The following is a 22,729-nucleotide window of genomic DNA, read 5'->3' on the forward strand; positions in this document are numbered from 1 at the left end:
ATCGGTGCGGTGGTCATCAACGAACCGGAAGCGGATCACCAGTTCGTCTCTTCCATGAAATATTTGGCTGCCTTACGCAAAATATCGCGTTCTTCTTTCAGGCGGGCGTTTTCCTGTTGCAGCTGACGTAGCTTCTCAGCATCGGTCAGTTGCCTCGCACTATCAGCACGTAAGCCCGCTGAAAGCTGGGGTTTCGTGCCAGTTCCGTACTTATCAACCCATACGCGAAGCGTGGAGCGGTTGATCCCTAAATCAGCGGCCGCAGCGTTCAACGACACCTGTGGATCGTTCTCGTACATCGCGACCGCGTCGCGCTTGAACTGATCCGAATAAACCTTCCTAGGCATGGAGGTAGATTACCTTTCCCCGACTCAACACAGCCGGACTCAGAGGTGTCTACCAAACAGGGGTCAGGTCCGGGTGGTTGCTGCTAAGGGGGATAACAGTTTGGGGGGTCGTACGATTGACAATCTGGTGTTTCGGTGGGTTGTTGATCAGATTGATCATGATGATCCGGATTTGGCGGATTCGTTGCGGTCTGCTCCTGCGTCGGTGATGAATGCGTTGCAGGAGAATATTCGTGAGGCGAAGGAGATGTTGTCGGATACGTCGTCGGCGACGGTGACGATTTCTTCGCCGTCGGGGGAGCGGGATGTGTTGATTACTCGTGATGAGTTCAACCGGGTGATTTCTGCTCCGATTCAGCGTGCGGCTGAGATGACGCGTGCTGTGTTGGGTGAGGCTGGGGTGACGTCTGCGGATACGCCGATTTATTTGACGGGTGGGTCGTCGCGGATTCCGTTTGTGCAGGATGAGTTGGGTCGTGTTGGGCGTGTGATGCGTCTTGATGATCCGAAGACGGTTGTGTGTCGTGGTGCGTTGGTGGCGACGTTGCGTGGGTTTACGCAGCCGGCGCAGGGTGGGGGTCAGCGTTCTGTTGCTCCGGGTGCGAATCCGTTTGGCGGCCCAGCCCAACCCCCGCAAACTACGCAAAGCCCGCAGCGTCCCCAAGGCCAGCCTGCCCCGGGCGGTGTGAGTCGGCCGATTGGACAAAACGAGACGGCGCAGCTTCCGCAGTCGCCACGGCCGGTCCAGCGAAGCCAGGCTGGCATGCCTGGTCAGCCGGGTCAGTTTGCTGGGGCCGGTGCCGCCGGTGGCGGTGGCCCATACGGGCAGGGTCCCAGCCAAGCGTCTGGGTTTGCGTCAGTGCCGTCGAGTGGTGCTGGTGGCAACAAGGGTGGCAAGGGTCCGTTGATTGCTGCTGGTGCGTTGGGTGCTGTCGCGCTGTTGGGTATTGGTGGCTGGGCAGTGACCCGTGGTGGGGATGATACTGACGGGTCGACCGAGGCATCCTCAACGGCACCGGCTGCGACCGAGTCTGAGTCTGCACCGGCAGATGGTGCGACATCGTCCCCGACAAGCTCGTCACCAACGAGCTCTACATCTTCTGCACCTGGTTCTAAGTACGTCACGATTGGTGAGCTCGTCGATGATGACTCATTCCTGCCTGAAGGATTCAAGGGCGCAGTCAGGAAGTGCGACATTGAGGGCGAACCCGCGAATGATATCTGGATTAAATGGATCGATGATCCCGCAGTGACTTCGCACTATTGCACCATGAAGTTGGCAGAAGGTGACACGGATGGTGTCCACAACGTGCAAATTCTCATGGACGACAACGCCACTGAGGCTATCGAAACCATGAAACGCAAGGATGGCAAAGATGAGTTCGAGGTCGAAGATGTTAGAGGTGGCGGCCCCGATGTCTACATTGTCAAACCCGAGAAGTACAGGTCGCCCCAAGCCGTTGTGCACTACCCAGACAAGCAGCTGGTGGCGCACTTCTCAGGCAAAGGCGACTCTGACGAGCAGGCGAAAGAGTACCTACAAGGCGAGTTGAAGAAGTTCGGATTCCGCTAAAAACCCGGCGAGCAGGTTGCTCGCGCTGCTTTGCCGTTAAAAAGAAACGCCCTACGGGCCAGCACCGCTGGCCACGAGGGCTTCTTTGAGCTTGTTTCGCGCCCGGTTGAGGCGGCTTTTCACTGTTGCAACGGGGATGCCCTGGTGCGCGGCGATCTCGTCGTACGACAGGCTCGCGTACTCACGCAGCACCAGGACTTCCTTGAAGTCCGGGTCCAACGACTCAAGGGTCTCACGCACCACCATCGTGGTGGTCACGCGCTGCTGGATGGGGGCGGCGCTATCAGCTTCCTCCGCACCGGCCTCATCGTCGGGAAGCTCGCGCTTTTTGCGCATGATGTCCAACGCAGCGTTGGACGTGATGCGGTAGAGCCACGTGGAGAACCTCGCCTCCGGTTTGAACCGTTCGATATTCTTCCACGCGGAAATCATGGCGTTCTGCATGGCGTCCTCGGCGTCGTGCTGATTGCCCGTCACCGACATCGCCACCGCCCACATCCGTCGGTTCGCATCGCGCACAAGTTCAGCGAATGCTTTCTCGTCGCCGTTCTGCGCGCGAGCGACCAACTGCTTTTCTGCGTCCCTATCCACGCGCCCTCCTTAAAGCCCTGCCAACGGGTCGTCAGCGCCGAAATCGTCCAAGTCGTCAGAACCGAAGTCATCGGAACCGAACTGGTCGAGATCATCGGAGCCGAGATCGCCGGAATCAGCCGAGCTGTCAGCGAACTCGTCCGGCTGGTCGGGCTCCGGCCAGTCGATCTCGTCGGCATCGTCAGCTGCGCCGGCATCGTCGGACGGAGGAGGGGCTTGTGCGCCGTCGTCAAGCGAGGACTCGTCGAAATCCGCCAGGTCGATGTCGCCCTCCTCCTCGTACGGCACGAGGCTGTCGGAGTCGGGAACGAGATCGCCGTCGGGTTCGGGTGTTGCGGGGTCAACCGCGATGTCGAGCATGCGCGCAAGCGCATCTTCGGACGGGGCACTTTCAGCGAAAAGAGAGCTGAAGGGCGGAAGATTCATGGTTTCAGTGGACTCAGTCATCGTCGGGACCTCCTTTCTTGAACAGGTGAGCGCGAAAAACCGCGTGTGTCTTCCGCCAGTGTAATGCTCCGAACGCAAGAAAGGTTCCCGGGGCTGTTTGGTTTTTCTCCTGGGTGCGGTGTAGTCTTTGACAGTCGCCGTTTTGGGGCGCGCCCTGCTGTAATACAGCATGCGGGCAGGGCTGCCTGGTAGAACCCCCGAAACGCTCAAAGAGTCTTAAGTGATATTCGGTGCCGTGGCATGCCGGCGCCGGACGAGTAGAAGAAAGGGGTAACCCGCTATGTACGCTATCGTCAAATCCGGTGGTAAGCAGCACAAGGTTGCCGAAGGCGACCTCATTCGGGTCGAGAAGATCGAGGGTGAAGCTGGCGATTCTGTGGCGCTCACCCCGGTTCTCCTCGTCGACGGCGCCAACGTTAAATCCACCGCCGATGACCTGTCCAAGGTCAGCGTCTCCGCCGAGATTGTGGAGCACGGCAAGGGCCCGAAGATCAACATTCTCAAGTACAAGAACAAGACCGGTTACAAGCGTCGCATGGGCCACCGCCAGCCCAACACCACGCTGAAGATCACTGGCATCAAGTAGGGAGATACACACATGGCAACCAAGAAGGGTGCATCCAGCTCCGCGAACGGTCGTGACTCCGAGTCCAAGCGCCTCGGCGTCAAGCGCTTCGGCGGCCAGCAGGTCAAGGCCGGCGAGATCCTCGTCCGCCAGCGCGGCACCAAGTTCCACCCGGGCGACAACGTCGGCCGCGGCGGCGACGACACGCTGTTCGCTCTGACCGAAGGTTCCGTCCAGTTCGGGATCAAGCGCAAGCGCCGCATTGTCAACATTGTCCCCGCTGACGGTGAGGGCGTGTCCTCCGAGGTCCTCGAGGCTGCGAACGACGCTAACCTCGTCGAGGATGAGGTCGTCGAGGAGAAGTCCGCTTCCGCTACCGCCTAAGCGCGGTTTGAGCGTCATGCGCCGGTGAACCCAACTGGGTTTCCCCGGCGCTTTTCGCTTAATGTCGACAAAAACGCGTGTGAAACACCGTGTGAAAGGAGCACCACAATGGCACAGTTCGTTGATCAAGCCGTCCTGCACCTGCAGGCCGGTGACGGCGGCCACGGCTGTGTTTCCGTGCACCGCGAGAAGTTCAAACCGCTCGGCGGGCCCGACGGCGGCAATGGCGGGCACGGCGGCGACATTATTCTGGTGGTGTCCCCGCAGGTGCACACCCTCTTGGACTTCCAGTACCGCCCGCACTTGAAGGCGAAGCGCGGCGGCAACGGCGAAGGCGACAACCGCAACGGCGCCCGCGGTGAGGACTTGGTGCTCGAGGTGCCGGTGGGCACCGTCGTGCGCGATGCGGACGGGGAGATCCTGGCTGACTTGAATGCGCCGGGCATGCGTTTCATCGCCGCCGAGGGAGGCTACGGTGGTCTGGGCAACGCTGCTCTAGCGACGGCCAAGCGCAAAGCGCCTGGGTTCGCGCTCAAAGGTGAGCCCGGCCAGGCGCACGACCTTGTGCTCGAGCTGAAGTCGATGGCGGATGTCGGGCTGGTCGGCTTCCCGTCTGCAGGCAAGTCCTCGCTCATCTCCACGCTCTCAGCGGCCAAACCGAAGATCGCCGACTACCCGTTCACCACGTTGCAGCCGAACCTGGGCGTGGTGGATGTTGGACACGACACCTTCACTATCGCCGACGTGCCGGGGCTGATCCCCGGTGCGAGCCAAGGCAAGGGCCTGGGCCTGGACTTCCTGCGCCACATCGAGCGCACCGCTGTCCTAGTGCACGTGGTCGACTGTGCCACGCTCGAGCCGGGCCGCGACCCGCAGTCCGACATCGAGGCGCTCGAGGCGGAACTGGATTCCTACGCCGAGCTCATCGAGGCCGAGAGCCTCGAATCGGGCCTGGGGGATTTGCGGGAACGCCCCCGCATCATCGTGCTGAACAAGATCGACATTCCGGATGCCCGCGAACTGGCCGATTTCCTCCATGACGACCTTGCAGAGCGCTTCGGCTGGCCGATCTACACCATCTCCACGGCTACTCATGAAGGTTTGGAGGAGCTGAAGTGGGCGCTGTGGGACGCGGTCAAGCAATCGCGCGCGGCGCGCCCCAAAGTCGAAGTGCAGACCGACCGGCAGGTTATCCGTCCGCGCGCTGTCGACCACCGCGACGAGATCACGGTCATTCCGGACCCCGAGTTCCCGGGCGCGTGGATGGTTGTCGGCGACAAGGTCGACCGGTGGATCCGCCAGACCGACTTCGAGAACGACGAGGCTGTCGGCTATCTGTCGGACCGCCTCAATAAAGCCGGTGTCGAGGACCAGCTGCGTGCGCTCGGCGCGAACGAGGGCGACACGGTAACTATCGGCGACATCTCCTTCGATTGGGAGCCGTCCATCGGCGGCGATCCGACGCTCGCAGGCCGTGGCCAGGACGCGCGTTTGGGTGGCACGCAACGTGCGTCAGCAGCCGAGCGCAAGCGCGCATCCCAGGCTCGCCGCGGACTTATCGACGAGTACGACTTCGGCGACGACCTGCTCGACCGCCGCGAAGCCGACCGTGAGCGTTGGCAGGGTTAGATGGATCTCCGCCGCGACATCGCCACAGCCAAACGCATAGTGGTCAAGCTGGGCACGAGCTCGCTCGTCGATACCTCATCCGCCGTCTCCCAGGCCAAGATCGACCGTATCGTCGACGCGATCGAATCCCGCATCGCCCGCGGTAGCGACGTTATTGTCGTCTCTTCGGGCGCAATTGCGGCGGGAATGACGCCGCTCGGGCTGAAAACCCGCCCGCAGGACTTGGCGACAAAGCAGGCCGCTGCCGCCGCCGGGCAGATCCACTTGGCGCAGTCGTGGGGCCAATCGTTCGCCCGTTACCGCCGGACCATCGGCCAGGTGCTGCTCACCCAGTCCGACGCCGGGGTGCGCGAACGCGCCCGCAACGCGCAGCGCACCATCGACCGGCTGCGGCAGCTGGGGTCAGTGCCGATTGTGAACGAAAACGACACGGTGGCGACGTCTGAAATGCGCTTCGGCGATAACGACCGCCTCTCCGCGATCGTGGCCACACTGATTTCTGCCGACGCGCTCATCCTGCTCTCCGATGTCGACGGCCTCTATGACCGCAACCCCGCCGACCCGGCCGCGAACTTCATCGAAGAGGTCCGCAGCGGCAAAGACCTAGACGGGGTCGTTGCTGGTGACGGCGGACGCTTCGGCACCGGCGGCATGGCGTCGAAGGTGTCCGCCGCCCGCTTAGCTACTCGTGGGGGAGTTCCGGTTCTGCTCACCTCCGCGGAGAAAATCGAAGAGGCGCTGAGCGATGCCCAGGTGGGGACCGTGTTCCACACCCGGCCCGATTCGCGCCTGTCCGCGTGGAAGTTCTGGGCACTCTACGCCGCTGACGCCGAGGGCATCCTGCGCCTGGACGAAGGCGCGGTCAAAGCTGTCACACGTGGCGGAACGTCGTTGCTCGCTGTCGGCATCACCAGTGTCGAAGGCGAGTTCCACGCCGGGAACATCGTGGAGATTCTCGGGCCCGACGGACAGGCAATTGGCCGTGGTGAAGTCGCCTACGGTGCTGCCGAGCTGCAAACGATGCTGGGCAAGCACACTGACGAGCTGCCTGCGCACCAGCGCCGGGCTGTTGTTCACGCGGACTATCTGTCCAACTACGCGTCGCGTCTGTAGGCAGGTTCGTTCTGACGGTAAATCACCACTGCCGATACACGAATGGGCGGTGAAGGGGGCATTAGTTTTTAATATCGCCTTTCGCTGCGCTGGCGCAGCGTTTCCGCAGGTCAGATTCGAGCGGTGGGGTCAAAAGGCGATAATCAAAATGTAGGTGCGCCCGTAACCTGACCGCCCGCATCTATCAGTAGCTCACGAGCCACCGTGCCTCCCGCACTTCAAAACTCTTATAGGCTCGAAACCATGAAGTTCGCTATGCTGCCCAAACCGTGGCCCCGTGCCGTTGCCGAGCTCGAGGGTGCCGGCCACGAGCACGTCGATATCGATGCCGATCCGGACGTGCTCGTCTATCACGGGGGAGCGGATGGTTTCCCGGAGCAGCTGCCAGAGAGTGTTCAGTTCGTGCAGTTCGCGTGGGCGGGTGTTGATGCCCTCGATGAGGCCGGGGTGATGCGCAATTCTGGTGTGCGCTGGGCCAATGCCGCGGGGCTGTATGACGATACGGTCGCCGAAACCACCCTCGCGCTTATCCTGGGCATCTTGCACCAGTTCCCGCGCGTGAAACCCGACGGGTCGACCACTCGCGACATCGCCTACGAGACGCGCTACCTTATCGAGGACATGACAGTGGCGGTCATTGGTGCCGGTGGAATCGGTAAGAAACTCATTGAATTCCTCTGTCCATTCCGCCCGCATGTGGTTGCAGTGAACCGCTCCGGCCGTCCTGTTGACGGCGCCGACGAGACTATCGCCATGGCCGATGCTGGCGACGTGTGGGGCCGCGCTGACGTGGTGGTTCTGCTCGCCCCACTGACGAAGGACACCCGCGGCATGGTGGACGCTGACGTGTTGGCGCAGATGAAGGACACCGCTGTGCTGGTGAACGTGGGCCGCGGGCCGCTCATTGTCACAGATGCCCTTGTAGACGCGCTGAAAAACGGCACGATCGGCGGCGCCGCGCTGGATGTCACTGACCCGGAACCGCTGCCGGCCGATCACCCGCTGTGGGAGCTGGACAACTGCCTGATCACGCCACATGTGGCGAATATTCCGCGCGTGGGCAAGGAGCGCATCGGTGGGTTGACATTGTCCAACTGGGAAGCGCTCGAACGCGGTGACGAGATGCCGACCGAAGTCGACGTGGAGGCTGGGTACTAGCGCTAGTCTTGGTCAGCATGACTATTACGCCTGAGCGCGCCGCCGAGCGCGACGATGTCCTCGCGAAAGCCCGCGCCGCGAAGGCCGTCGCACCCAGGCTGGCCACGTTGCCAACGCCGGAGAAGGACGCGCTGCTCCACGCCGCGGCCGACGAGTTGATTGCGCGCACCGACGACATTCTCGCGGCGAACCAGCGCGACATCGAAGCTGGCCGCGAGGCGGGCTTGGATGAGGCACTCATCGACCGGCTGGCCCTGAGCGCGGAACGCATTGAAGGCATCGCCGGCGGTCTGCGCCAGGTCGCAGGTTTGAAGGATCCGGTGGGGGAGGTGCTGCGCGGCGGCATCATGCCCAATGGCATCACGATGAAGCAGGTCCGCGTGCCGCTCGGTGTGATGGGCGTGGTGTATGAGGCGCGTCCCAACGTCACTGTCGATGCCTTCGGCTTGGCGCTGAAATCCGGGAATGTGGCGCTGCTGCGCGGGTCGAAGTCGGCGCGCCAGTCTAACGCCGCACTGGTCGGCATCCTCCAGGACGTCGCGGCATCCCGCGGCTTGCCGCGTGAGATCGTTCAGCTTTTGCCGTGCGATACGCACGATTCGGTTCAGGACCTCATCACCGCTCGCGGACTGGTCGACGTGGTCATTCCCCGCGGCGGCGCTCGCCTGATCGAAGCTGTGGTGACGAATGCGACCGTTCCTGCCATCGAGACGGGTACCGGCAACTGCCACTTCTACATCGACCGCGACGCGGATCTGGATTCCGCCATCGAGATGCTGCTCAACGGCAAGACGCGGCGTGTTTCGGTGTGCAATGCCACAGAGACGGCGCTTATCGACGCTGCCTTGCCCGCTACCGACCAACTCCGCATCATTACTGCGCTGCAGGAGGCTGGGGTGAGGGTGCACGGAGACGTCGATAAGCTCTCGGCGCTTGGTGCGCGCGACATTGCTCCGGCGACGGACGTGGACTGGGCCGAGGAGTATCTCTCCATGGATATTGCCGTGCAGATTGTCGACGGTGTCGGCGGCGCGATCGAGCACATCGCGCGCTTTTCGACGATGCACACCGAAGCCATCGCGTCTCTGAATGCGATTACTTTGCAGAAGTTCGCTGCGGAGGTGGATGCAGCGGCCGTCATGCTCAACGCGTCCACCGCGTTCACTGACGGGGAGCAATACGGAATGGGGGCAGAAATTGGAATCTCCACCCAGAAGCTGCACGCCCGCGGGCCGATGGCGTTACCAGAGCTGACCAGCACAAAGTGGATCCTCGAGGGGGCCGGGCACACGCGACCCTGACTGGAGCTTTGCCCCCGCGGGGGTAACGGCGCGACGTGCTTCGCAAGGCCGCAGGGGGCGGTAACCACGGCCGTTACTGCATCAGCCCGTCCCAATGGGGCAATTTAATTTCAGGCCGTTTCGGATCTTGGGTTGATCGAGTAAGATATCGGTAGGTTTACCGCACTTGGTTATCCCTAATCACCCCCCCCTGAGTAGAAGGAAAATAGCATGCGACCTGCACGTAAGCTCGCTGTGGCGACAGTTGCGTTAGCAACGAGCGTGTCTTTGATCACGGTTGCGCACGCCGAGGAGGCTGCGGAGAAGCCGAAGGACACCTCCTCAGCCCCGTCTAACGCCGCTCAGACGGCCACGAGCTCGTCCCCGTCATCTCCGACTAAGGCTTCTCAGCTGGATCCGGAAAAGGGTCCTCCGCCGATTCTGCTTATTGATGGGGGTGCGAAAGTAGTTGCACTCGTTGACGACAAGTACGTCCCGGCTGAGCTCCCCCCAGAACAGACAACGCCCGTTAAGCCCGACGGCAATGCACCTCTGCCGAGTCCCGCGCCGACCACAACAGTGACTCCAGCGCCGGATCCGGCACCGATTGTGGTTTCGGCTGTGGCCTCAATGTTGCTTGTCTTCGGCGGCATGATGGCAGTATTCAAAGCGATGTTCCCCACTGCCTCGTTCAAGATGTACGATATGCCGGACGGCACCTTAGAACCCTACCGGAAGCTTTAACCTGCGCAGATTCTGGTTAGATTGGCCTCAATGAATTCAGAAGCCTTTCCCACCGAGAACTCCCACCATCCCGGCAGCCCAGAGGCAAGCAACTCTGGCTCGGGTGGTGGGAGTGGTGTTTCTGGCCCACGCCGGATTGGCATCATGGGCGGGACCTTCGATCCGATCCATAACGGCCACCTCGTGGCGGCTAGCGAAGTCGCCGACATCTTCGACTTAGAAGAAGTGGTGTTCGTGCCCACGGGTGAGCCGTGGCAGAAGGCTGACAGGAATGTCTCCGACGCGGAGGACCGATACTTGATGACGGTCATTGCGACTGCGTCGAACCCCCGCTTCCACGTCTCCCGTGTGGATGTGGATCGGCCGGGGCCGACATACACCGTCGATACGCTGCGCGATATGGCCCAGCTCTACCCGGGGGATGACTTGTTCTTCATCACGGGGGCTGACGCGTTAGCCTCCATCATGTCGTGGCGTGACTGGGAGCAAATGTTCGACCTCGCTGAGTTCGTCGGCGTCACCCGCCCCGGATACGAGTTGGCGGAGGACATGCTGCCGGAGGTGCACCAGGAGCGCACGCATCTCATCGAGATCCCCGCGATGGCTATTTCCTCGACCAACTGCCGTGAACGCGCCGCTGACGGACGCCCGGTGTGGTACTTGGTGCCGGACGGGGTTGTCCAGTACATCGCAAAGAACAACATGTACGTCGGGTGGAAATGACCACCCGCCACATGGGAGAATACACACTGCCCATCACCGCACGTAAGGACCTGAACGTTTGACTGCTTCCGATACTGCCCGCGAACTTGCCGTTGTCGCCGCAAAGGCGGCTGATGAGAAGCTCGGCCGAGACATCGCCGTCATCGATGTCTCCAATGTCTTGGCCATCACCGATGTTTTCGTGATCGTCTCGGGTGATAATGAGCGCCAGGTCGCCGCGATTGTCGATGAGATTGAAGATGCGCTGACTAAAGCTGGTGCCGAACCAAAGCGTCGCGAAGGTAACCGCGAGTTCCGCTGGGTGCTGCTGGATTACGGTTTGTTTGTGGTGCACGTGCAGCGCGACGCTGAGCGCGAGTTCTACGGTTTGGATCGTCTGTACACAGACTGCCCGCTCATTGAGGTTGAAGGCATCGAGCCGCCGCAGCGCCCCGGCCAGTTCACCGACGACGCGGGGGTGCGTAACCTCGAATCCATCGAGGACCTTCCGCTCGCCGGCGAGGGCCCTGCCAGCGACGATCTGTAGGAACCCCGCCATGACCCCCACCCGACGCCTGATCATGCTGCGCCACGGCCAGACCACGTATAACGCCGGCGGGCGCATGCAGGGGCAGCTGGACACGCCGCTGTCGGAGAACGGCGTTGAGCAGGCGCGTGCGGCCGCGGCGTGGGTCAAAGACCATGAGCACCCGGTGGTCAAAATCGTCTCGTCTGATCTGATTCGCGCCCGCGACACCGCGGAGATCATCGCGGAGCAGCTCGGCATTGACGTGGAGCTGGATCCGCGCCTGCGTGAGACGCACTTGGGTTCGTGGCAGGGGATGACGCATCACGACGTCGACGCGGAGTTCGCAGGTGCCCGCGCGTCATGGCGCCACAATCCAGGCTGGGCTCCGCCGGGCGGCGAGTCGCGTCTCGACGTTGCGGCGCGTGCGCGCCCGCTTATCGACGATCTGATGAACACCTTCCAGGACTGGGACGGCAACACAGTTCTTTTTGTTGCCCACGGCGGCACGATCTCGGCGCTGACGTCGAACCTGCTCGGCCTCGACGTCCCCCAGTACCCCCTGCTCAAAGGGTTGAACAACACCAACACCTCCCAGTTGATGGCCCGGCCCCGCTTCGAGGGCGCCGAGACTGCCGACGGATTCGTTTCTCCCGTCAACCCTGATGACGTGCAGTGGTACCTGGAGGCCTGGAATCAAGGGTTGGCGCGCTAATGGCTATCCGGGTGGTCACTGACAGCGCGTCTGGTATCCCGCAGGACATGGCAGACGAGCTGGATATTACGGTTCTTGACCTGCACGTCATGAATGACGATGAGGACAAGGAAGACACCACGTCCGGGCTGAGTTCCCTGGAGCTCGCTGCCGCGTATGCCCGCCAGCTGGAACGTGGCGGGGACGACGGGATTGTCGCGTTGCATTTGTCGAAGCGTCTGTCCTCGACATGGTCGGCGGCGGTGAGTGCCTCAGCTGTCTTCGGCGACCTCGTACGCGTGGTGGACACTAATTCGGCCGGCATGGGCGTGGGGACGGCCGCTGTCATCGCCGCGGCCTTTGCCCGTGCGGGCGCGGACCTTGACGGATGCGTGGCCGCCGCCGAAGGGACTCTCGCCTTGACCGAGACGTGGCTTTACCTGCCGCAGCTCGACGAGATCCGTCGTTCCGGCCGCATTTCCGCCACCACAGCTGTCCTGTCTGCGGCACTGCTGGCCACGAAGCCGATTCTGCGGCTGAACGACGGCAAGCTGGAGCTGGCTATGAAGACGCGCACGCAGTCGAAGGCGTTCAGCAAACTCGTCGGTCATGTGGCGCAGCGCGCTGACGACATGGCTGTCTGGGCTGCAGTCCAGTACAGCGGTGACAAGGAGGCGGCCGACGCGCTGCGCGATGCGCTCGAGGAGGCTCTTCCGGAAGGCTCCACGGTAGGGGTGTACCCGATGACCGATGTGATCACCGCGCACACAGGTGAGGGTGCGATCGGGTTGACGGTCCTGTTTGCCACACCTGCCGTCGATTAGCGCTCAGGGGCCCTCAGAGCTGTGGAGTTCTTGGGCTTTGTGGATAACGTCAGCGGTTCGGTGACGTGTCATCACGGTTATCCACAGGAAAAGCGATGGGGGCTTCACGTAGCACTGACACGCGCATACCTTGAGCGGCATGACCACGACGAAGGCAGCTGAACGCCTCAAAGAACTAACACGGCCGACGGGGGAAGAAGACGTCATGCGCGTCGAGTACCCCGAAGCGCGCCTGACCGTCACGCCCCGGCAGGCCGGGGTAGCGGTGGCTGTCGTGGCCGCCCTTGTCATCGGCTGGTTCTTGCTGCGCGACGGGCCATCGTCAGCAGAATCCTTGGAACCGCAGTGGTCAGCGTCCGAAACCGAAGAGGGGGCTAGTCCCGAAACCATCGTCGTGTCGGTGGTGGGGGCTGTGGCGAATCCAGGGTTGGTCACGCTCGACAACGGCGCACGCGTGGCAGATGCACTGGAGCAGGCATCCCCGCTCCCCGAGGCGGACACGATGACGCTCAACCTGGCCCAGTTGCTTGTCGACGGTCAACAAATCCACGTCCTTGCCCACGGGGAATCCCCACCGCTCCCGCCTGCAGGCGACCCAGCGGGAGGCCCCGGGGGAGCCGGAAGCGGGAGTGATTCAGGCGGTGGGATCTCATTGAATTCCGCTTCTGCCGGTGAACTGACTGAGTTGCCCGGGGTTGGTGAAGCTACTGCCGCGGCGATCGTCGCTCATAGGGAAGCCAACGGGCCTTTCACGGCTGTGGAGCAGTTGATGGATGTCAAGGGCATCGGCCCGGCGAAGTTCGACGCGGTCAAGGACCTAGTGACCCTCTAACGAGAACCGGGCAAGAGGGGGAGGGGAGAATGTCCGAGCTGCGTCTTGTGCCCGCCGCCGCGACCGTGTGGGGCGTGACTCTCGTGGCCATTATGTTCGGGATCCAGCCTGGAGCGCTTCTCGTGGTTGCCATCGCACTGGCAGCTCTCGCGCTTCGACAACCGGGGCATGCCATGCTCACTGCTGGGTTAGGCGCCTGCGCGCTGGCGGTGACATGGGCGCGGATTGTCGCAGCGCAGGCGTATGAGATCGGGCACACTGTCGTCGGGACCATCAGCGGCACACCACGGGAAGTGACCGGCGGAGGCTGGCTGGTGAAGCTGTCCGTGAACGGGTATCCCGCGGCGATTCCGGTGTTCACGGAGACGGTACCGGATGGCGCTGCTGCTGGATCCCTTGTGGAGGTGTCGGGCCAGGTGGGGGAGAGCAGCCGACCCGGGGTGGGGACGGTTGTCATCAACGGGGACGTGGCCGTGCTCGGGCCACCAACGGGGTTCGCCGCCTGGGCGGGGGACGTGCGGGAAAAGTTCGCGGTCGCTGTCGAGAACGCTGTAGGCGAGCATGCCCAAGGCCTCATCCCCGGCATGGTTCTCGGAGATGTCTCACTGCAATCCGCCACAGAGCAGCAAGCGTATGTCGACACGGGCTTGAGCCACTTGAGCGCGGTGAGCGGAGCGAACTGCATGTACGTCGCTACATCGGCTTTATTGGCGGCACGGATGATGCGGGCGGGTTTGCGCGTGCAGCTCGTCGCTGCTGGGTGTGCGCTGCTCGTCTACGCGGGACTGGTCGGACCGGAACCGAGCGTGCTGCGGGCGTCCGTGTCGGGCCTGGTCGGGTTTGTGGCGGTCATTAGTTCAACCCGGGCCGAGCCCATCCACGCACTGTGCCTGTCCGTCATCGGCCTGGTATTGGTCGACTCGGATCTCGCCGTGGACTTCGCCTTCGCGTTATCGGTGGCGGCGACAGCCGGCATCGTCGCGGTGTCACCGCTGTTCTACCGGATGCTCGCACCCCTTGGATGGCCGGACATTCTCAACCGGGCACTATCGGTAGCGTTGGCAGCCGATCTGGCTACCGCCCCAATCATCGCGGGGATGGTGGGGCGGGTCTCTGTGGTGTCTGTGATAGCCAACGTTGTGGTCAGCCCCGTTACGGGGGCGGTGACGGTGCTGGGCATGGCGGCAGCGATCCTTGCGCAGATTCATTCTGCCCTCGCGGCACCGGTGCTGTGGGTCGTAGCGCCTATGGCGGGGTGGATCCGCACCGTGTCTGAGATCGGTGCGGGGCTACCGGGGGCGACTGTCAGCGCCGCGCCACTGGTGGTGGTTGTGTGTTACGGATGGATCATCGCGGGCTTTTGGGCCAGGCGGCCGAGACTGACCGTGGCGTGCGGGGCGGTAGTTCTCACCATCGCAGTGGCCGGAGGAACCACGAACTCCCCGGGGTGGCACGATCCAGGGGATGTTGACGCAGAACAGGCACATGTCGTGAACACAGAAGAGGACGTGGAGCCGGTTCCACCCGGCACGACATTGGTGGTCGTGCTTGATCGGGAAGCTGGCCAACAGTCACGGCCGGTGTTCACCCGCAGCGGCATTCCGGTCATATACACAGGACGGGAGGGCATACAATGACGGTCATGCTCCACCCGGTCCACTTCGTCGTCGGCGAGGATGACTTCCTCGCTGAGCGCGCGACGCAGAACATCATCGCCCAGGTCAGCCCAGCCGCCGAGGTGACCACTCTGCGCGCCGGGGACGTCACCGAGGGTGAGTTGCTGCAGGCGACCAGCCCCTCGTTGTTTGCCGAAGAGCGCGTCGTAGTCATCAAAGACACCGACCTCGCCGGCAAAGAGCCCACCGAGCTGCTGCTCCAAGCGGCCGTGGATCCCGCACCGGGCATGACGTTGATCATCGTGCACAGCGGAAAGGGTCGCAATAAGTCCTACGTGCAGAAGTTCCGCAAGGTGGCGGAAGTCCATGCCGCGGACCCGCTGAATCAGCGCGACCGCCAGGGCTGGGTGATGAACGAATTCCGCAGCCACGGCATCCGCCCCACCCCCGACGTCGTCGGGGCGCTGCTCGAATCGGTCGGCTCGGATCTACGTGAGCTCGCCTCTGCGATCGCGCAGTTGGTGGCCGACACCAAAGACGCGAGCGGCACCAACAGTGAGATCACAGTCGCCGACGTGCGGGCCTACTACACCGGCGTGGCCGAGGTGTCCGGCTTCGATATCGCCGACCAAGCCGTTGCCGGGCGCACAGACCGCGCACTGGCGAGCACTCGGCGCGCGCTGCAATTGGGCATAAGCCCGGTAGCGATCGCGGCAGCGTTGGCGCACAAGGTGGGCGACATCGCCAAGCTCTACCAGACTCGCGGCAACCCGGACCAGGTCGCGCGCACCATCGGCATGAACCCGTATGTGGCCAAGAAGACAATGCAGATTGCCCGCGGCTGGTCGGGGGACGCGGTGAGCCGGGCGGTCATCATCGTCGCGGAACTCGACGCGGAGGTCAAAGGCCAGGGTGGTGACCCGGACTTCGCCATCGAGGACGCAGTGCGCCGCATCGCCCAGCTCGCCGCCTAACGGTGCGTGCTATTCTGCGGACCGTGACCGACAACCAGCAGATCCCAGACGATGTTCAAGAGTTCGCCACCCGCCTGTTCAACATGGCGCGTACCGGCGACATGACACTGCTGGACTACGTTAACCAGGGCGTTGACCCGGATTTGAGCAACCAGGATGGCAATAGTTTGCTCATGCTCGCCGCCTACGCGGGCCAGCTGGAGGTGGTGCGCGGGTTGATTGCGTGCGGGGCGGACGTCGATAAGCAAAATGCGCGTGGGCAGTCTCCGCTCGCAGGCGTTGTGTTCAAGAAGGAGGACGCGATCGTGCAGGTGCTTATCGACGCTGGAGCTGACCCGCACGCTGGCGCCCCCTCCGCCATCGACACTGCTCGGATGTTCGGCCGCGACGACTTGGTGGAGTTGATGGGCGGGTGAATCCCGCCGACTTCGCGGTCCTCTTCCTGCTCAATCTCGCCGGGGTGATCACCCCGGGGCCGGATGTCGTCCTGATCACGCGGCTGGCCACTCGGTCGTGCAAGCACGCCGCGGCGGCATCGCTCGGTATCTCGCTGGGCGCGTTGATGTGGATCACTCTCACTGTGCTTGGCGCGGCGGCGGTGTTGACGGCGTTTCCGCGCGTGCTGGTGCTGCTGCAGGTTATCGGCGGAGCCTGGATTGTGTTCATGGGGGTGGCGATGGTGCGGCAGGGCATGCGTGACCGCGGCCAGCCGCCTGCAGATCTTCAGGACGCAGTAGATCGTCTCGGATCAGTTCGCGCGGCATTCTTCACAGGGCTGGCCACGAACTTGTCCAACCCGAAAATCGTTCTGTTTCTCGCAGCACTCATTGCCCCGCTTCTGCCGCCGAGTCCGTCGCTTGGCACGGCGCTGCTGGTGATCGTGGCACTATGGCTGCCCGCACTGCTGATCTTCCTGCTCATCAGCGTCGTGGTGTCCACCAAACGAGTGCGCCGTAAGTTGCTCGGTGCTGGTCCCTCCATAGACATCGGAGCCGGCGCGTTCTTCATCGCGGCCGGCTCCGGATTAGTCATCCGTGGGGTAACGGGTTAGCCCAGAAAGAAGTTCACCGTCTCGCGGGTGGCGCTCGGGTTGGTGAACCAGGTGTGGCCGCCGCCGCTGACCTTCTGCACCTGGGTCTTCGCCTTGCACCCCTGCGGGTCGAAGACAGTGGTGTTGCCAACCCGGCGGTTGTTCACGCTGTTCATGTTGCAGCCGTTCTTCCCGCCGAAGTCCCAGAAGACACTGCGCACGTCGCGGTACTGCCCGCCGTGGCGGTTTCCGCCGTTGTAGGAGACTATGTCGTCATTGTCGGCGTGCATGATGAGTGTTTTCACACGGCCTGAGGCGCAGTTGGTCACCGTCGGGTTGTAGTACGCGCCGGAGACACCGGCCACGCCGTCGACCAGGTCAGGGGCATGGCACGCCAGAGCGAGCGCCATGCCGCCGCCATTAGACAAGCCCGCCGCGTAAACACGGCTACGGTCGACGTTGTGGGTGCGCGCCAGGTCGTTGACCACCGCGCGGGTGTAAGTGACGTCAGTGTTCACCGAGGTGTTGGCGTACGGTGCACCGCCCCAGGCGTTGTTGACGCCCTGGGCGTAGACGATGATGGCGCGGCTGCCGGCCGCAGACTCGAACTTCTCATAGCCGCGGGCCTGGTCGGCGCTGTGCTGCCATCCGCCGAAACCGATGATGACGGGGTAAGCCTGGCCCGGGTTGTATCCCTGGGGAACGACCACGGTGTAGTGGCGCTGCATTCCCCCCACCTGGACGGTGCGCTTGATCGTCTGCGAGCCGGCCCCGGCACCCGCCTTGGGCAGGAAATCCAACAGGTCAGAAGACATCTGCGTCAGCTGGTTCAGGTTCGTCTGGGAGGACAGGTTAGGGATGTCCGAAGAGCTTTGCGCACCCGCTGCGGGCACCCCTGCTGCGACGCTGAGTGCAGCCGCCATGAGTGCTGCTGCACCCCGTCGTTTAAAATTCATGAGGGGATCATACGACGGGGCCCCCGGGCTGTCACTTTAACCCCCGCGAATTCATCAAACTTTCAGCAAAAACCCGCCCACCGCAGTTGCGGAGGGCGGGTAAGCGGTGAACGCAGCCGGAGCTTAACCGAGCTTGTTCAGGGCGCGGGCCATGTTGGACTTCTTGTTGGCAGCGTTGTTGCGGTGGAAGACACCCTTGGACACTGCCTTGTCCAGCTTGCGGGAAGCAACACGCAGCTGCTCTTCAGCGCCTGCCTTGTCGCCGGCCTCAACAGTCTCGTTGAACTTGCGGATCTCGGTGCGCACTGCGGAACGGACTGCCTTGTTGCGCTGGCGGCGCTTCTCGTTGGTGAGAACGCGCTTCTTCTGCTGCTTGATGTTAGCCATGAAAAATACCTCTTAGCTTTGTGATGATCTTGTGCGATTCTGTACGCACCTCACGCGAACCCAAGGTCCTGCCCGCGGTCCATGCCGACGTGAAACGGCAAACGGTGCAAACAACGTGAACACCCTAGCAGTGCGACCCCCGCGCACCCAAAACGGTGAAGACGAGCTATGCCCAGTCGAAGCGCTTGCGCAAGTGCTCAGCCACGCGCTCGAAGCGCCGCGCCGGGAATAGGGCACCGCGACGGCGCAGGTCTGTTTCCGGAATGGACAGCGTCTTATCCATGCGCACCCAGCACGGCTCGCCGGAGGGTTTCCACTCGCCGGAACCGATGGGCATCCAGTCTTTTTCGTCAGCGTGGTTCTCGTCGGCGGAGATGAGCAGGCCCAGCACGTCGTGGCGGTCGCGGCCGACAACGAGCATGGAGCGCTCCTTCGGTGGGGTGGTGGGCACGTTGAACCACACGACCTCCCCGGGCTCGGCTTGGCCGTCCATGTCGGGAGCGTAGAAAATGCTGCGGGCAATGTCGCCGGTGGGCACGACACGGGTGCGGGCTGCGCGGCGGTGCTGGTTCGCCTCGGTGTACCCGAGGCGCTCATTGATCAAGTCCAGACCTTGATCCAGCGGCGAGGCCTCTTTATCCCGTTTGTCCCGGTTTTTCACCCACCGGAGAAGGCCGCGTTCGTCCGCGGAATCTGCCGATTCGCGGCGCCACAACTTCATAGCCACCTAGCCTAATGCCCGACAGATTCCGGAACAAGCATTTATGCGTCGGTGAATCATGGTGTCCGTGGCAGAGCTCTCGGGCCGGGTAGGCGCTGAGTCTGTGGTTGCCGGCACTGCGGTAAGGTGACCTGCGTGGCTAGGGCAACAAATTTCGCGTTGGAGACGTTCACGGATCCGTCCAAGATCCGCAACTTCTGCATTATCGCGCACATCGACCACGGCAAGTCGACGTTGGCGGACCGCATCCTGCAGCTGTCCAATGTTGTCGACGCGCGCGATATGCGCGACCAATACCTCGACAACATGGATATCGAGCGCGAACGCGGCATCACCATCAAGGCGCAGAACGTCCGCCTGCCGTGGATCCCAACCAGCGGACCCCACGAAGGGGAACAGGTCATCCTGCAGATGATCGATACCCCGGGCCACGTGGACTTTTCCTACGAAGTCTCTCGTTCGCTCGATGCGTGCGAGGGCGCCATTTTGCTTGTCGACGCAGCCCAAGGCATTGAAGCCCAGACCCTGGCCAACCTCTACATGGCCATGGAGAACGATCTGGAGATCATCCCGGTCCTGAACAAGATCGACTTGCCGGCCGCTGACCCGGAAAAGTACGCCGAGGAAATCGCCCACATCATCGGCTGCGAACCGGATGAGGTGCTGCGCGTTTCAGGAAAGACCGGCATGGGTGTGCCGGAGTTGCTGGATAAGGTCGTGGAACTGATTCCGCCACCGTCCTCACGGAGTGAAGACGGTGAAACTAACGACGCCGACGCGCCCGCCCGCGCGCTGGTTTTCGACTCTGTCTACGACACCTACCGCGGTGTGGTCACCTACATCCGCATGATGGACGGCAAGCTCGAGTCCGGCCAAAAGGTGAAGATGATGAACACCGGGGTCCAGCACGAGATCCTGGAAATCGGCATTGTCTCGCCGACCATGCAAAAGGCAAAGGGGCTCGGCCCGGGCGAGGTCGGCTACCTCATCACCGGCGTGAAAGACGTCCGCGAGACCCGTGTGGGCGATACTGTCACCTGGGCGAACAAGGGTGCCGACGAGCCGCTCGAGGGCTTCGAAGACGTCAAGCCCATGGTCTACTCGGGGCTGTTCCCCGTGTCCCAGGAAGACTTCCCCACGTTGCGCGAGAGCCTGGAAAAGCTGCAGCTTAACGACGCTTCTTTGACCTGGGAGCCCGAGACCTCCGTCGCCCTCGGCTTCGGTTTCCGCTGCGGATTCCTGGGCCTGCTGCACATGGAAATCACCCGCGACCGCCTCGAGCGCGAATTCGACCTAGACCTGATCTCCACCGCGCCGAGCGTGACCTACCGCGTGGTGGCGGAAGACGGCACCGAGCAGCTCGTGCACAACCCCTCCGACTGGCCCGGCGGCAAGTTGCAGGAGGTCTACGAGCCCGTTGTCAACATGACCATCATCGTCCCGCAGGAATTCGTGGGCACGACGATGGAGCTGTGCCAGTCCAAGCGCGGCACCATGAAGAACATGGAGTTCCTCTCCGAGGAGCGTGTGGAGCTGCGCTACATCATGCCGCTCGGTGAGATCATCTTCGACTTCTTCGACATGCTCAAGTCCCGCACGAAGGGCTACGCCTCCCTCAACTACGAGGATGCCGGCGAGCAGGAAGCAGACCTGGTGAAGGTCGACATTCTCCTCCAGGGCGAGCCGGTGGATGCGTTCTCTGCGATTGTCCACCGCGACTCCGCGCAGTGGTACGGCAACAAGATGACCAAGAAGCTCAAAGAGCTCATTCCGCGCCAGCAGTTCGAGGTGCCCGTCCAGGCCGCCATCGGCTCGAAGATCATCGCCCGCGAGAACATCCGTGCGCTGCGCAAGGACGTTTTGTCCAAGTGCTACGGCGGTGACATCTCCCGTAAGCGCAAGCTGCTGGAGAAGCAGAAGGCCGGTAAGAAGCGCATGAAGAACATCGGCTCGGTCACCGTGCCGCAAGAAGCGTTCGTCGCGGCGCTGTCGACCGACGAGGAATAGTGATCCGGCTCTTCGCTGCACTGTTTCCTTCGGAGGAAGCGCGCGAGCACCTCGTTGCGGCGCTGCGTCCAATCAGGAAATTCTCCCGGCAGGAGATCCGCTGGACCGACCCCGACAACTGGCACGTGACCCTGGCGTTCTACGGCGATCAGCCGAACGATGGAGCTCAGATTAGTGAGCACCTCGCACAGGTGAGCGCTTTCCATACCGCGCCGACGTTGCACGTCTCCGGCGCCGGGGCGTTTGAGCAGAGGACATTGTGGATGGGGCTCGGGGGCGACCCGATCAAAGAGCTCATGGCCGAGTGCGCCCTGCCGGATATGGATGTGAGACAGCGGCCGCACATGACGGTCGGCAGGGCCGGGAAACGCTCCCGCGACCCTTACGCCATCCCGGACATCGTCCGCGCATTGTCTGTCTACCGCGGCCCGGAATTCACCTGCGATGAACTGTGTCTTGTCCAATCCCACCTCGGGGAAGGTCGCGGCGGAGGGCCCCGCTACGAGGTCCTTGAGCGCTTTCACCTGTAGTACGGCGGCACAGGCGGGTACTGCGCAGGCGGGGGATACTGTGGCTGCTGGTACTGCACCGGTAGAGGATTCCGCGATGGGGGATACTGCAGGGGCTGCGGAACCGGTTGTTGGGGGTGTTGCGGCTGCGGCATCTGGTGCGGCGGAACGTGGCCTTGCAGTGCAGGGTGCGGCGGGTACGGAGGTGGCGCAACGGCGGGGTAGTGCACACCGGGCTGGGGTCGGGCCGGGGCGGGTTCGCGGGCTGGCGGCGAGAAATTCCAGAACACGATGAGCAGAATGGCGAACAGGACCCACGTGGACAGTTCGGAAATGAAGATCAGCGAGGGGCGCTCCGTGATGTCGGCGTCGATTCCCATCAGGGCGTACCACTCGACGGACATGTTGTTGCCCGCGTGGAAGGCGATGGCCACCTCCAAGCCGCCGGTGCGGTGGACCAGGATGGACGCGAAGACGGCGAAGATGGCGACGAAGAACAGGCCGGCAGGGTCGTAATCGTGGGCTAACACGAAGAAGGGAATGGGCAGCAGGTACGCCAACCAGGGTTTGCGGATCCATGCCCCGACGATCTGCGGTAATGCCCCGCGGTAGATGATCTCCTCCGCGGCGCACTGCAACGGGGTGTAGGCGGCCACGATGAGCAGGATGATGAGGGAACGCTCGTCAAAATCGGGCAAGAAGGTGCCGGTGGAGGCGAAAACGGCATCCAGGAGCGATGTGACGATGTGAAAGGCCGCGACAACGAGCGCGGCCCGCCCGAACAAACCCCACCGGAATCGGTTGTTCACCGACCACAGTGCACGCGGGCGGCGTCCCGTGATGCGCGCCGCGAGAAACGGAGCTGGGATCATCGCAGCCAGGCTGCCGTAGAGCAGGAACTTCATTGCCGGGTCGGATTCGTCGAGTTCTTCGAAGGTACCCCTCAGTGGAAGCGGATAATCGACAGCCACCAGTGCGAACCCGACGACAAGGATGAACGCGAGCATCAAGGCGAAACTAAAGGCTGTCAGCAGGATCAGCTCGATGAACGGGTGCCACGGCGTGTACTTTCCCAGCCGGTGTGTCCGCGCGAGCCGGTGGTAAGGCAAGCTCATGCCTG

The 22,729-nt window shown here is 62.8% G+C and carries 25 protein-coding genes and 1 pseudogene; 19 read left to right on the forward strand and 7 right to left on the reverse strand.

Annotated elements, in window-relative coordinates; all coding sequences use genetic code 11:
* Positions 1-347: pseudogene (locus KBX18_RS07780) on the reverse strand (transposase); the annotation flags it as partial.
* Here KBX18_RS07780 and KBX18_RS07785 point away from each other — a divergent pair.
* On the forward strand, positions 346-1,920 hold the full coding sequence (locus tag KBX18_RS07785; protein ID WP_255995524.1) for an Hsp70 family protein: 1,575 nt from the start codon (positions 346-348) through the stop codon (positions 1,918-1,920). The pseudogene KBX18_RS07780 and the gene KBX18_RS07785 overlap by 2 nt on opposite strands.
* Positions 1,921-1,971: 51 nt before the next feature.
* Here KBX18_RS07785 and KBX18_RS07790 read toward each other — a convergent pair whose 3' ends face one another.
* Complete coding sequence (locus KBX18_RS07790) at positions 1,972-2,511, reverse strand: sigma-70 family RNA polymerase sigma factor (RefSeq protein ID WP_255995525.1); 540 nt, start codon at positions 2,509-2,511, stop codon at positions 1,972-1,974.
* 9 nt (positions 2,512-2,520) lie between these two features.
* On the reverse strand, positions 2,521-2,958 hold the full coding sequence (locus tag KBX18_RS07795) for a hypothetical protein (RefSeq protein ID WP_255995526.1): 438 nt from the start codon (positions 2,956-2,958) through the stop codon (positions 2,521-2,523).
* Positions 2,959-3,238: 280 nt separating this feature from the next.
* Here KBX18_RS07795 and rplU point away from each other — a divergent pair, with 280 nt between their 5' ends.
* The 16 genes from rplU to KBX18_RS07875 all read left to right on the forward strand — a co-directional run bounded on the left by rplU (position 3,239) and on the right by KBX18_RS07875 (position 17,050).
* A complete protein-coding gene (rplU, locus tag KBX18_RS07800; RefSeq protein ID WP_255995528.1) occupies positions 3,239-3,544 on the forward strand; it encodes a 50S ribosomal protein L21 in 306 nt (101 codons plus the stop codon).
* A 12-nt stretch (positions 3,545-3,556) separates the two neighbouring features.
* On the forward strand, positions 3,557-3,907 hold the full coding sequence (gene rpmA, locus KBX18_RS07805; RefSeq protein WP_255995529.1) for a 50S ribosomal protein L27: 351 nt from the start codon (positions 3,557-3,559) through the stop codon (positions 3,905-3,907).
* A gap of 108 nt (positions 3,908-4,015) precedes the next feature.
* Entirely contained in the window at positions 4,016-5,536 is a 1,521-nt protein-coding gene (gene obgE / locus KBX18_RS07810) for a GTPase ObgE (RefSeq protein ID WP_255995530.1), read from the forward strand.
* Entirely contained in the window at positions 5,537-6,649 is a 1,113-nt protein-coding gene (proB, locus tag KBX18_RS07815; protein ID WP_255995531.1) for a glutamate 5-kinase, read from the forward strand.
* A gap of 243 nt (positions 6,650-6,892) precedes the next feature.
* Complete coding sequence (locus KBX18_RS07820) at positions 6,893-7,807, forward strand: D-isomer specific 2-hydroxyacid dehydrogenase family protein (protein WP_255995532.1); 915 nt, start codon at positions 6,893-6,895, stop codon at positions 7,805-7,807.
* A 17-nt stretch (positions 7,808-7,824) separates the two neighbouring features.
* Positions 7,825-9,108 carry a glutamate-5-semialdehyde dehydrogenase gene (locus KBX18_RS07825; protein WP_255995534.1) on the forward strand — a complete coding sequence of 428 codons (1,284 nt, stop codon included), beginning with the start codon at positions 7,825-7,827 and terminating at the stop codon, positions 9,106-9,108.
* A 210-nt stretch (positions 9,109-9,318) separates the two neighbouring features.
* The gene (locus KBX18_RS07830) at positions 9,319-9,831 is read left to right on the forward strand and encodes a hypothetical protein (RefSeq protein ID WP_255995535.1); all 513 of its coding nucleotides are present in this window, start codon (positions 9,319-9,321) and stop codon (positions 9,829-9,831) included.
* Between the two features lie 30 nt (positions 9,832-9,861).
* On the forward strand, positions 9,862-10,554 hold the full coding sequence (gene nadD / locus KBX18_RS07835) for a nicotinate-nucleotide adenylyltransferase (protein ID WP_255995536.1): 693 nt from the start codon (positions 9,862-9,864) through the stop codon (positions 10,552-10,554).
* 58 nt (positions 10,555-10,612) lie between these two features.
* A complete protein-coding gene (rsfS, locus tag KBX18_RS07840) occupies positions 10,613-11,080 on the forward strand; it encodes a ribosome silencing factor (protein WP_005289207.1) in 468 nt (155 codons plus the stop codon).
* Positions 11,081-11,090: 10 nt separating this feature from the next.
* Positions 11,091-11,774 carry a histidine phosphatase family protein gene (locus tag KBX18_RS07845; RefSeq protein WP_005289212.1) on the forward strand — a complete coding sequence of 228 codons (684 nt, stop codon included), beginning with the start codon at positions 11,091-11,093 and terminating at the stop codon, positions 11,772-11,774.
* Positions 11,774-12,577, forward strand: a complete 804-nt coding sequence (locus KBX18_RS07850; RefSeq protein ID WP_255995538.1) for a DegV family protein — start codon at positions 11,774-11,776, stop codon at positions 12,575-12,577. Before KBX18_RS07845 ends, KBX18_RS07850 begins: the two co-directional genes overlap by 1 nt.
* A gap of 139 nt (positions 12,578-12,716) precedes the next feature.
* Positions 12,717-13,409, forward strand: a complete 693-nt coding sequence (locus tag KBX18_RS07855; RefSeq protein ID WP_005289218.1) for a ComEA family DNA-binding protein — start codon at positions 12,717-12,719, stop codon at positions 13,407-13,409.
* Positions 13,410-13,438: 29 nt separating this feature from the next.
* Positions 13,439-15,046 carry a ComEC/Rec2 family competence protein gene (locus KBX18_RS07860; protein ID WP_255995539.1) on the forward strand — a complete coding sequence of 536 codons (1,608 nt, stop codon included), beginning with the start codon at positions 13,439-13,441 and terminating at the stop codon, positions 15,044-15,046.
* Positions 15,043-15,999, forward strand: coding sequence for a DNA polymerase III subunit delta (gene holA / locus KBX18_RS07865; RefSeq protein WP_005289224.1), 957 nt, complete (start codon positions 15,043-15,045; stop codon positions 15,997-15,999). The genes KBX18_RS07860 and holA overlap by 4 nt, the downstream gene beginning before the upstream one ends.
* Before the next feature lie 83 nt (positions 16,000-16,082).
* A complete protein-coding gene (locus KBX18_RS07870; RefSeq protein WP_050748870.1) occupies positions 16,083-16,415 on the forward strand; it encodes an ankyrin repeat domain-containing protein in 333 nt (110 codons plus the stop codon).
* Positions 16,412-17,050 carry a LysE family translocator gene (locus tag KBX18_RS07875; protein ID WP_255995540.1) on the forward strand — a complete coding sequence of 213 codons (639 nt, stop codon included), beginning with the start codon at positions 16,412-16,414 and terminating at the stop codon, positions 17,048-17,050. The genes KBX18_RS07870 and KBX18_RS07875 overlap by 4 nt, the downstream gene beginning before the upstream one ends.
* On the opposite strand, the gene KBX18_RS07880 is transcribed toward KBX18_RS07875, so the two are convergent.
* The 3 genes from KBX18_RS07880 to KBX18_RS07890 form a co-directional block, all read right to left on the reverse strand.
* The gene (locus tag KBX18_RS07880) at positions 17,047-17,985 is read right to left on the reverse strand and encodes a PHB depolymerase family esterase (protein ID WP_255995541.1); all 939 of its coding nucleotides are present in this window, start codon (positions 17,983-17,985) and stop codon (positions 17,047-17,049) included. The genes KBX18_RS07875 and KBX18_RS07880 overlap by 4 nt on opposite strands.
* Positions 17,986-18,108: 123 nt before the next feature.
* Positions 18,109-18,372 (reverse strand): 30S ribosomal protein S20, encoded by a 264-nt coding sequence (gene rpsT, locus KBX18_RS07885; protein WP_005289234.1) that lies wholly within the window; start codon positions 18,370-18,372, stop codon positions 18,109-18,111.
* Between the two features lie 166 nt (positions 18,373-18,538).
* Complete coding sequence (locus KBX18_RS07890) at positions 18,539-19,093, reverse strand: type II toxin-antitoxin system PemK/MazF family toxin (protein WP_005289238.1); 555 nt, start codon at positions 19,091-19,093, stop codon at positions 18,539-18,541.
* 135 nt (positions 19,094-19,228) lie between these two features.
* On the opposite strand from KBX18_RS07890, the gene lepA reads away from it, so the two are divergent.
* Both lepA and thpR read left to right on the forward strand, forming a co-directional pair.
* Positions 19,229-21,100 (forward strand): translation elongation factor 4, encoded by a 1,872-nt coding sequence (gene lepA / locus KBX18_RS07895; protein WP_005289240.1) that lies wholly within the window; start codon positions 19,229-19,231, stop codon positions 21,098-21,100.
* Complete coding sequence (gene thpR / locus KBX18_RS07900) at positions 21,100-21,630, forward strand: RNA 2',3'-cyclic phosphodiesterase (protein WP_005289244.1); 531 nt, start codon at positions 21,100-21,102, stop codon at positions 21,628-21,630. Before lepA ends, thpR begins: the two co-directional genes overlap by 1 nt.
* Here the strand turns inward: thpR and KBX18_RS07905 are convergent.
* Positions 21,621-22,724, reverse strand: coding sequence for a CPBP family intramembrane glutamic endopeptidase (locus KBX18_RS07905; protein WP_255995542.1), 1,104 nt, complete (start codon positions 22,722-22,724; stop codon positions 21,621-21,623). The two genes, thpR and KBX18_RS07905, sit on opposite strands and share 10 nt — an antisense overlap.
* Positions 22,725-22,729: the final 5 nt, after the last annotated feature.

It is taken from the genome of Corynebacterium sp. CCUG 69979 (assembly GCF_024454095.1).
Taxonomy (GTDB): Bacteria; Actinomycetota; Actinomycetes; order Mycobacteriales; family Mycobacteriaceae; genus Corynebacterium; species Corynebacterium genitalium.

What these genes read in the sequence shown, in the direction of transcription:
- KBX18_RS07785 (WP_255995524.1), top strand. Translation starts at nt 346, where the DNA reads ATGGAGGTAGATTACCTTTCCCCGACTCAACACAGCCGGACTCAGAGG.
- KBX18_RS07795 (WP_255995526.1), bottom strand. Translation starts at nt 2,958, where the DNA reads ATGACTGAGTCCACTGAAACCATGAATCTTCCGCCCTTCAGCTCTCTT.
- rplU (WP_255995528.1), top strand. Translation starts at nt 3,239, where the DNA reads ATGTACGCTATCGTCAAATCCGGTGGTAAGCAGCACAAGGTTGCCGAA.
- rpmA (WP_255995529.1), top strand. Translation starts at nt 3,557, where the DNA reads ATGGCAACCAAGAAGGGTGCATCCAGCTCCGCGAACGGTCGTGACTCC.
- obgE (WP_255995530.1), top strand. Translation starts at nt 4,016, where the DNA reads ATGGCACAGTTCGTTGATCAAGCCGTCCTGCACCTGCAGGCCGGTGAC.
- proB (WP_255995531.1), top strand. Translation starts at nt 5,537, where the DNA reads ATGGATCTCCGCCGCGACATCGCCACAGCCAAACGCATAGTGGTCAAG.
- KBX18_RS07820 (WP_255995532.1), top strand. Translation starts at nt 6,893, where the DNA reads ATGAAGTTCGCTATGCTGCCCAAACCGTGGCCCCGTGCCGTTGCCGAG.
- KBX18_RS07825 (WP_255995534.1), top strand. Translation starts at nt 7,825, where the DNA reads ATGACTATTACGCCTGAGCGCGCCGCCGAGCGCGACGATGTCCTCGCG.
- KBX18_RS07830 (WP_255995535.1), top strand. Translation starts at nt 9,319, where the DNA reads ATGCGACCTGCACGTAAGCTCGCTGTGGCGACAGTTGCGTTAGCAACG.
- nadD (WP_255995536.1), top strand. Translation starts at nt 9,862, where the DNA reads ATGAATTCAGAAGCCTTTCCCACCGAGAACTCCCACCATCCCGGCAGC.
- KBX18_RS07845 (WP_005289212.1), top strand. Translation starts at nt 11,091, where the DNA reads ATGACCCCCACCCGACGCCTGATCATGCTGCGCCACGGCCAGACCACG.
- KBX18_RS07850 (WP_255995538.1), top strand. Translation starts at nt 11,774, where the DNA reads ATGGCTATCCGGGTGGTCACTGACAGCGCGTCTGGTATCCCGCAGGAC.
- KBX18_RS07855 (WP_005289218.1), top strand. Translation starts at nt 12,717, where the DNA reads ATGACCACGACGAAGGCAGCTGAACGCCTCAAAGAACTAACACGGCCG.
- KBX18_RS07860 (WP_255995539.1), top strand. Translation starts at nt 13,439, where the DNA reads ATGTCCGAGCTGCGTCTTGTGCCCGCCGCCGCGACCGTGTGGGGCGTG.
- holA (WP_005289224.1), top strand. Translation starts at nt 15,043, where the DNA reads ATGACGGTCATGCTCCACCCGGTCCACTTCGTCGTCGGCGAGGATGAC.
- KBX18_RS07870 (WP_050748870.1), top strand. Translation starts at nt 16,083, where the DNA reads ATGGCGCGTACCGGCGACATGACACTGCTGGACTACGTTAACCAGGGC.
- KBX18_RS07880 (WP_255995541.1), bottom strand. Translation starts at nt 17,985, where the DNA reads ATGAATTTTAAACGACGGGGTGCAGCAGCACTCATGGCGGCTGCACTC.
- rpsT (WP_005289234.1), bottom strand. Translation starts at nt 18,372, where the DNA reads ATGGCTAACATCAAGCAGCAGAAGAAGCGCGTTCTCACCAACGAGAAG.
- KBX18_RS07890 (WP_005289238.1), bottom strand. Translation starts at nt 19,093, where the DNA reads ATGAAGTTGTGGCGCCGCGAATCGGCAGATTCCGCGGACGAACGCGGC.
- KBX18_RS07905 (WP_255995542.1), bottom strand. Translation starts at nt 22,724, where the DNA reads ATGAGCTTGCCTTACCACCGGCTCGCGCGGACACACCGGCTGGGAAAG.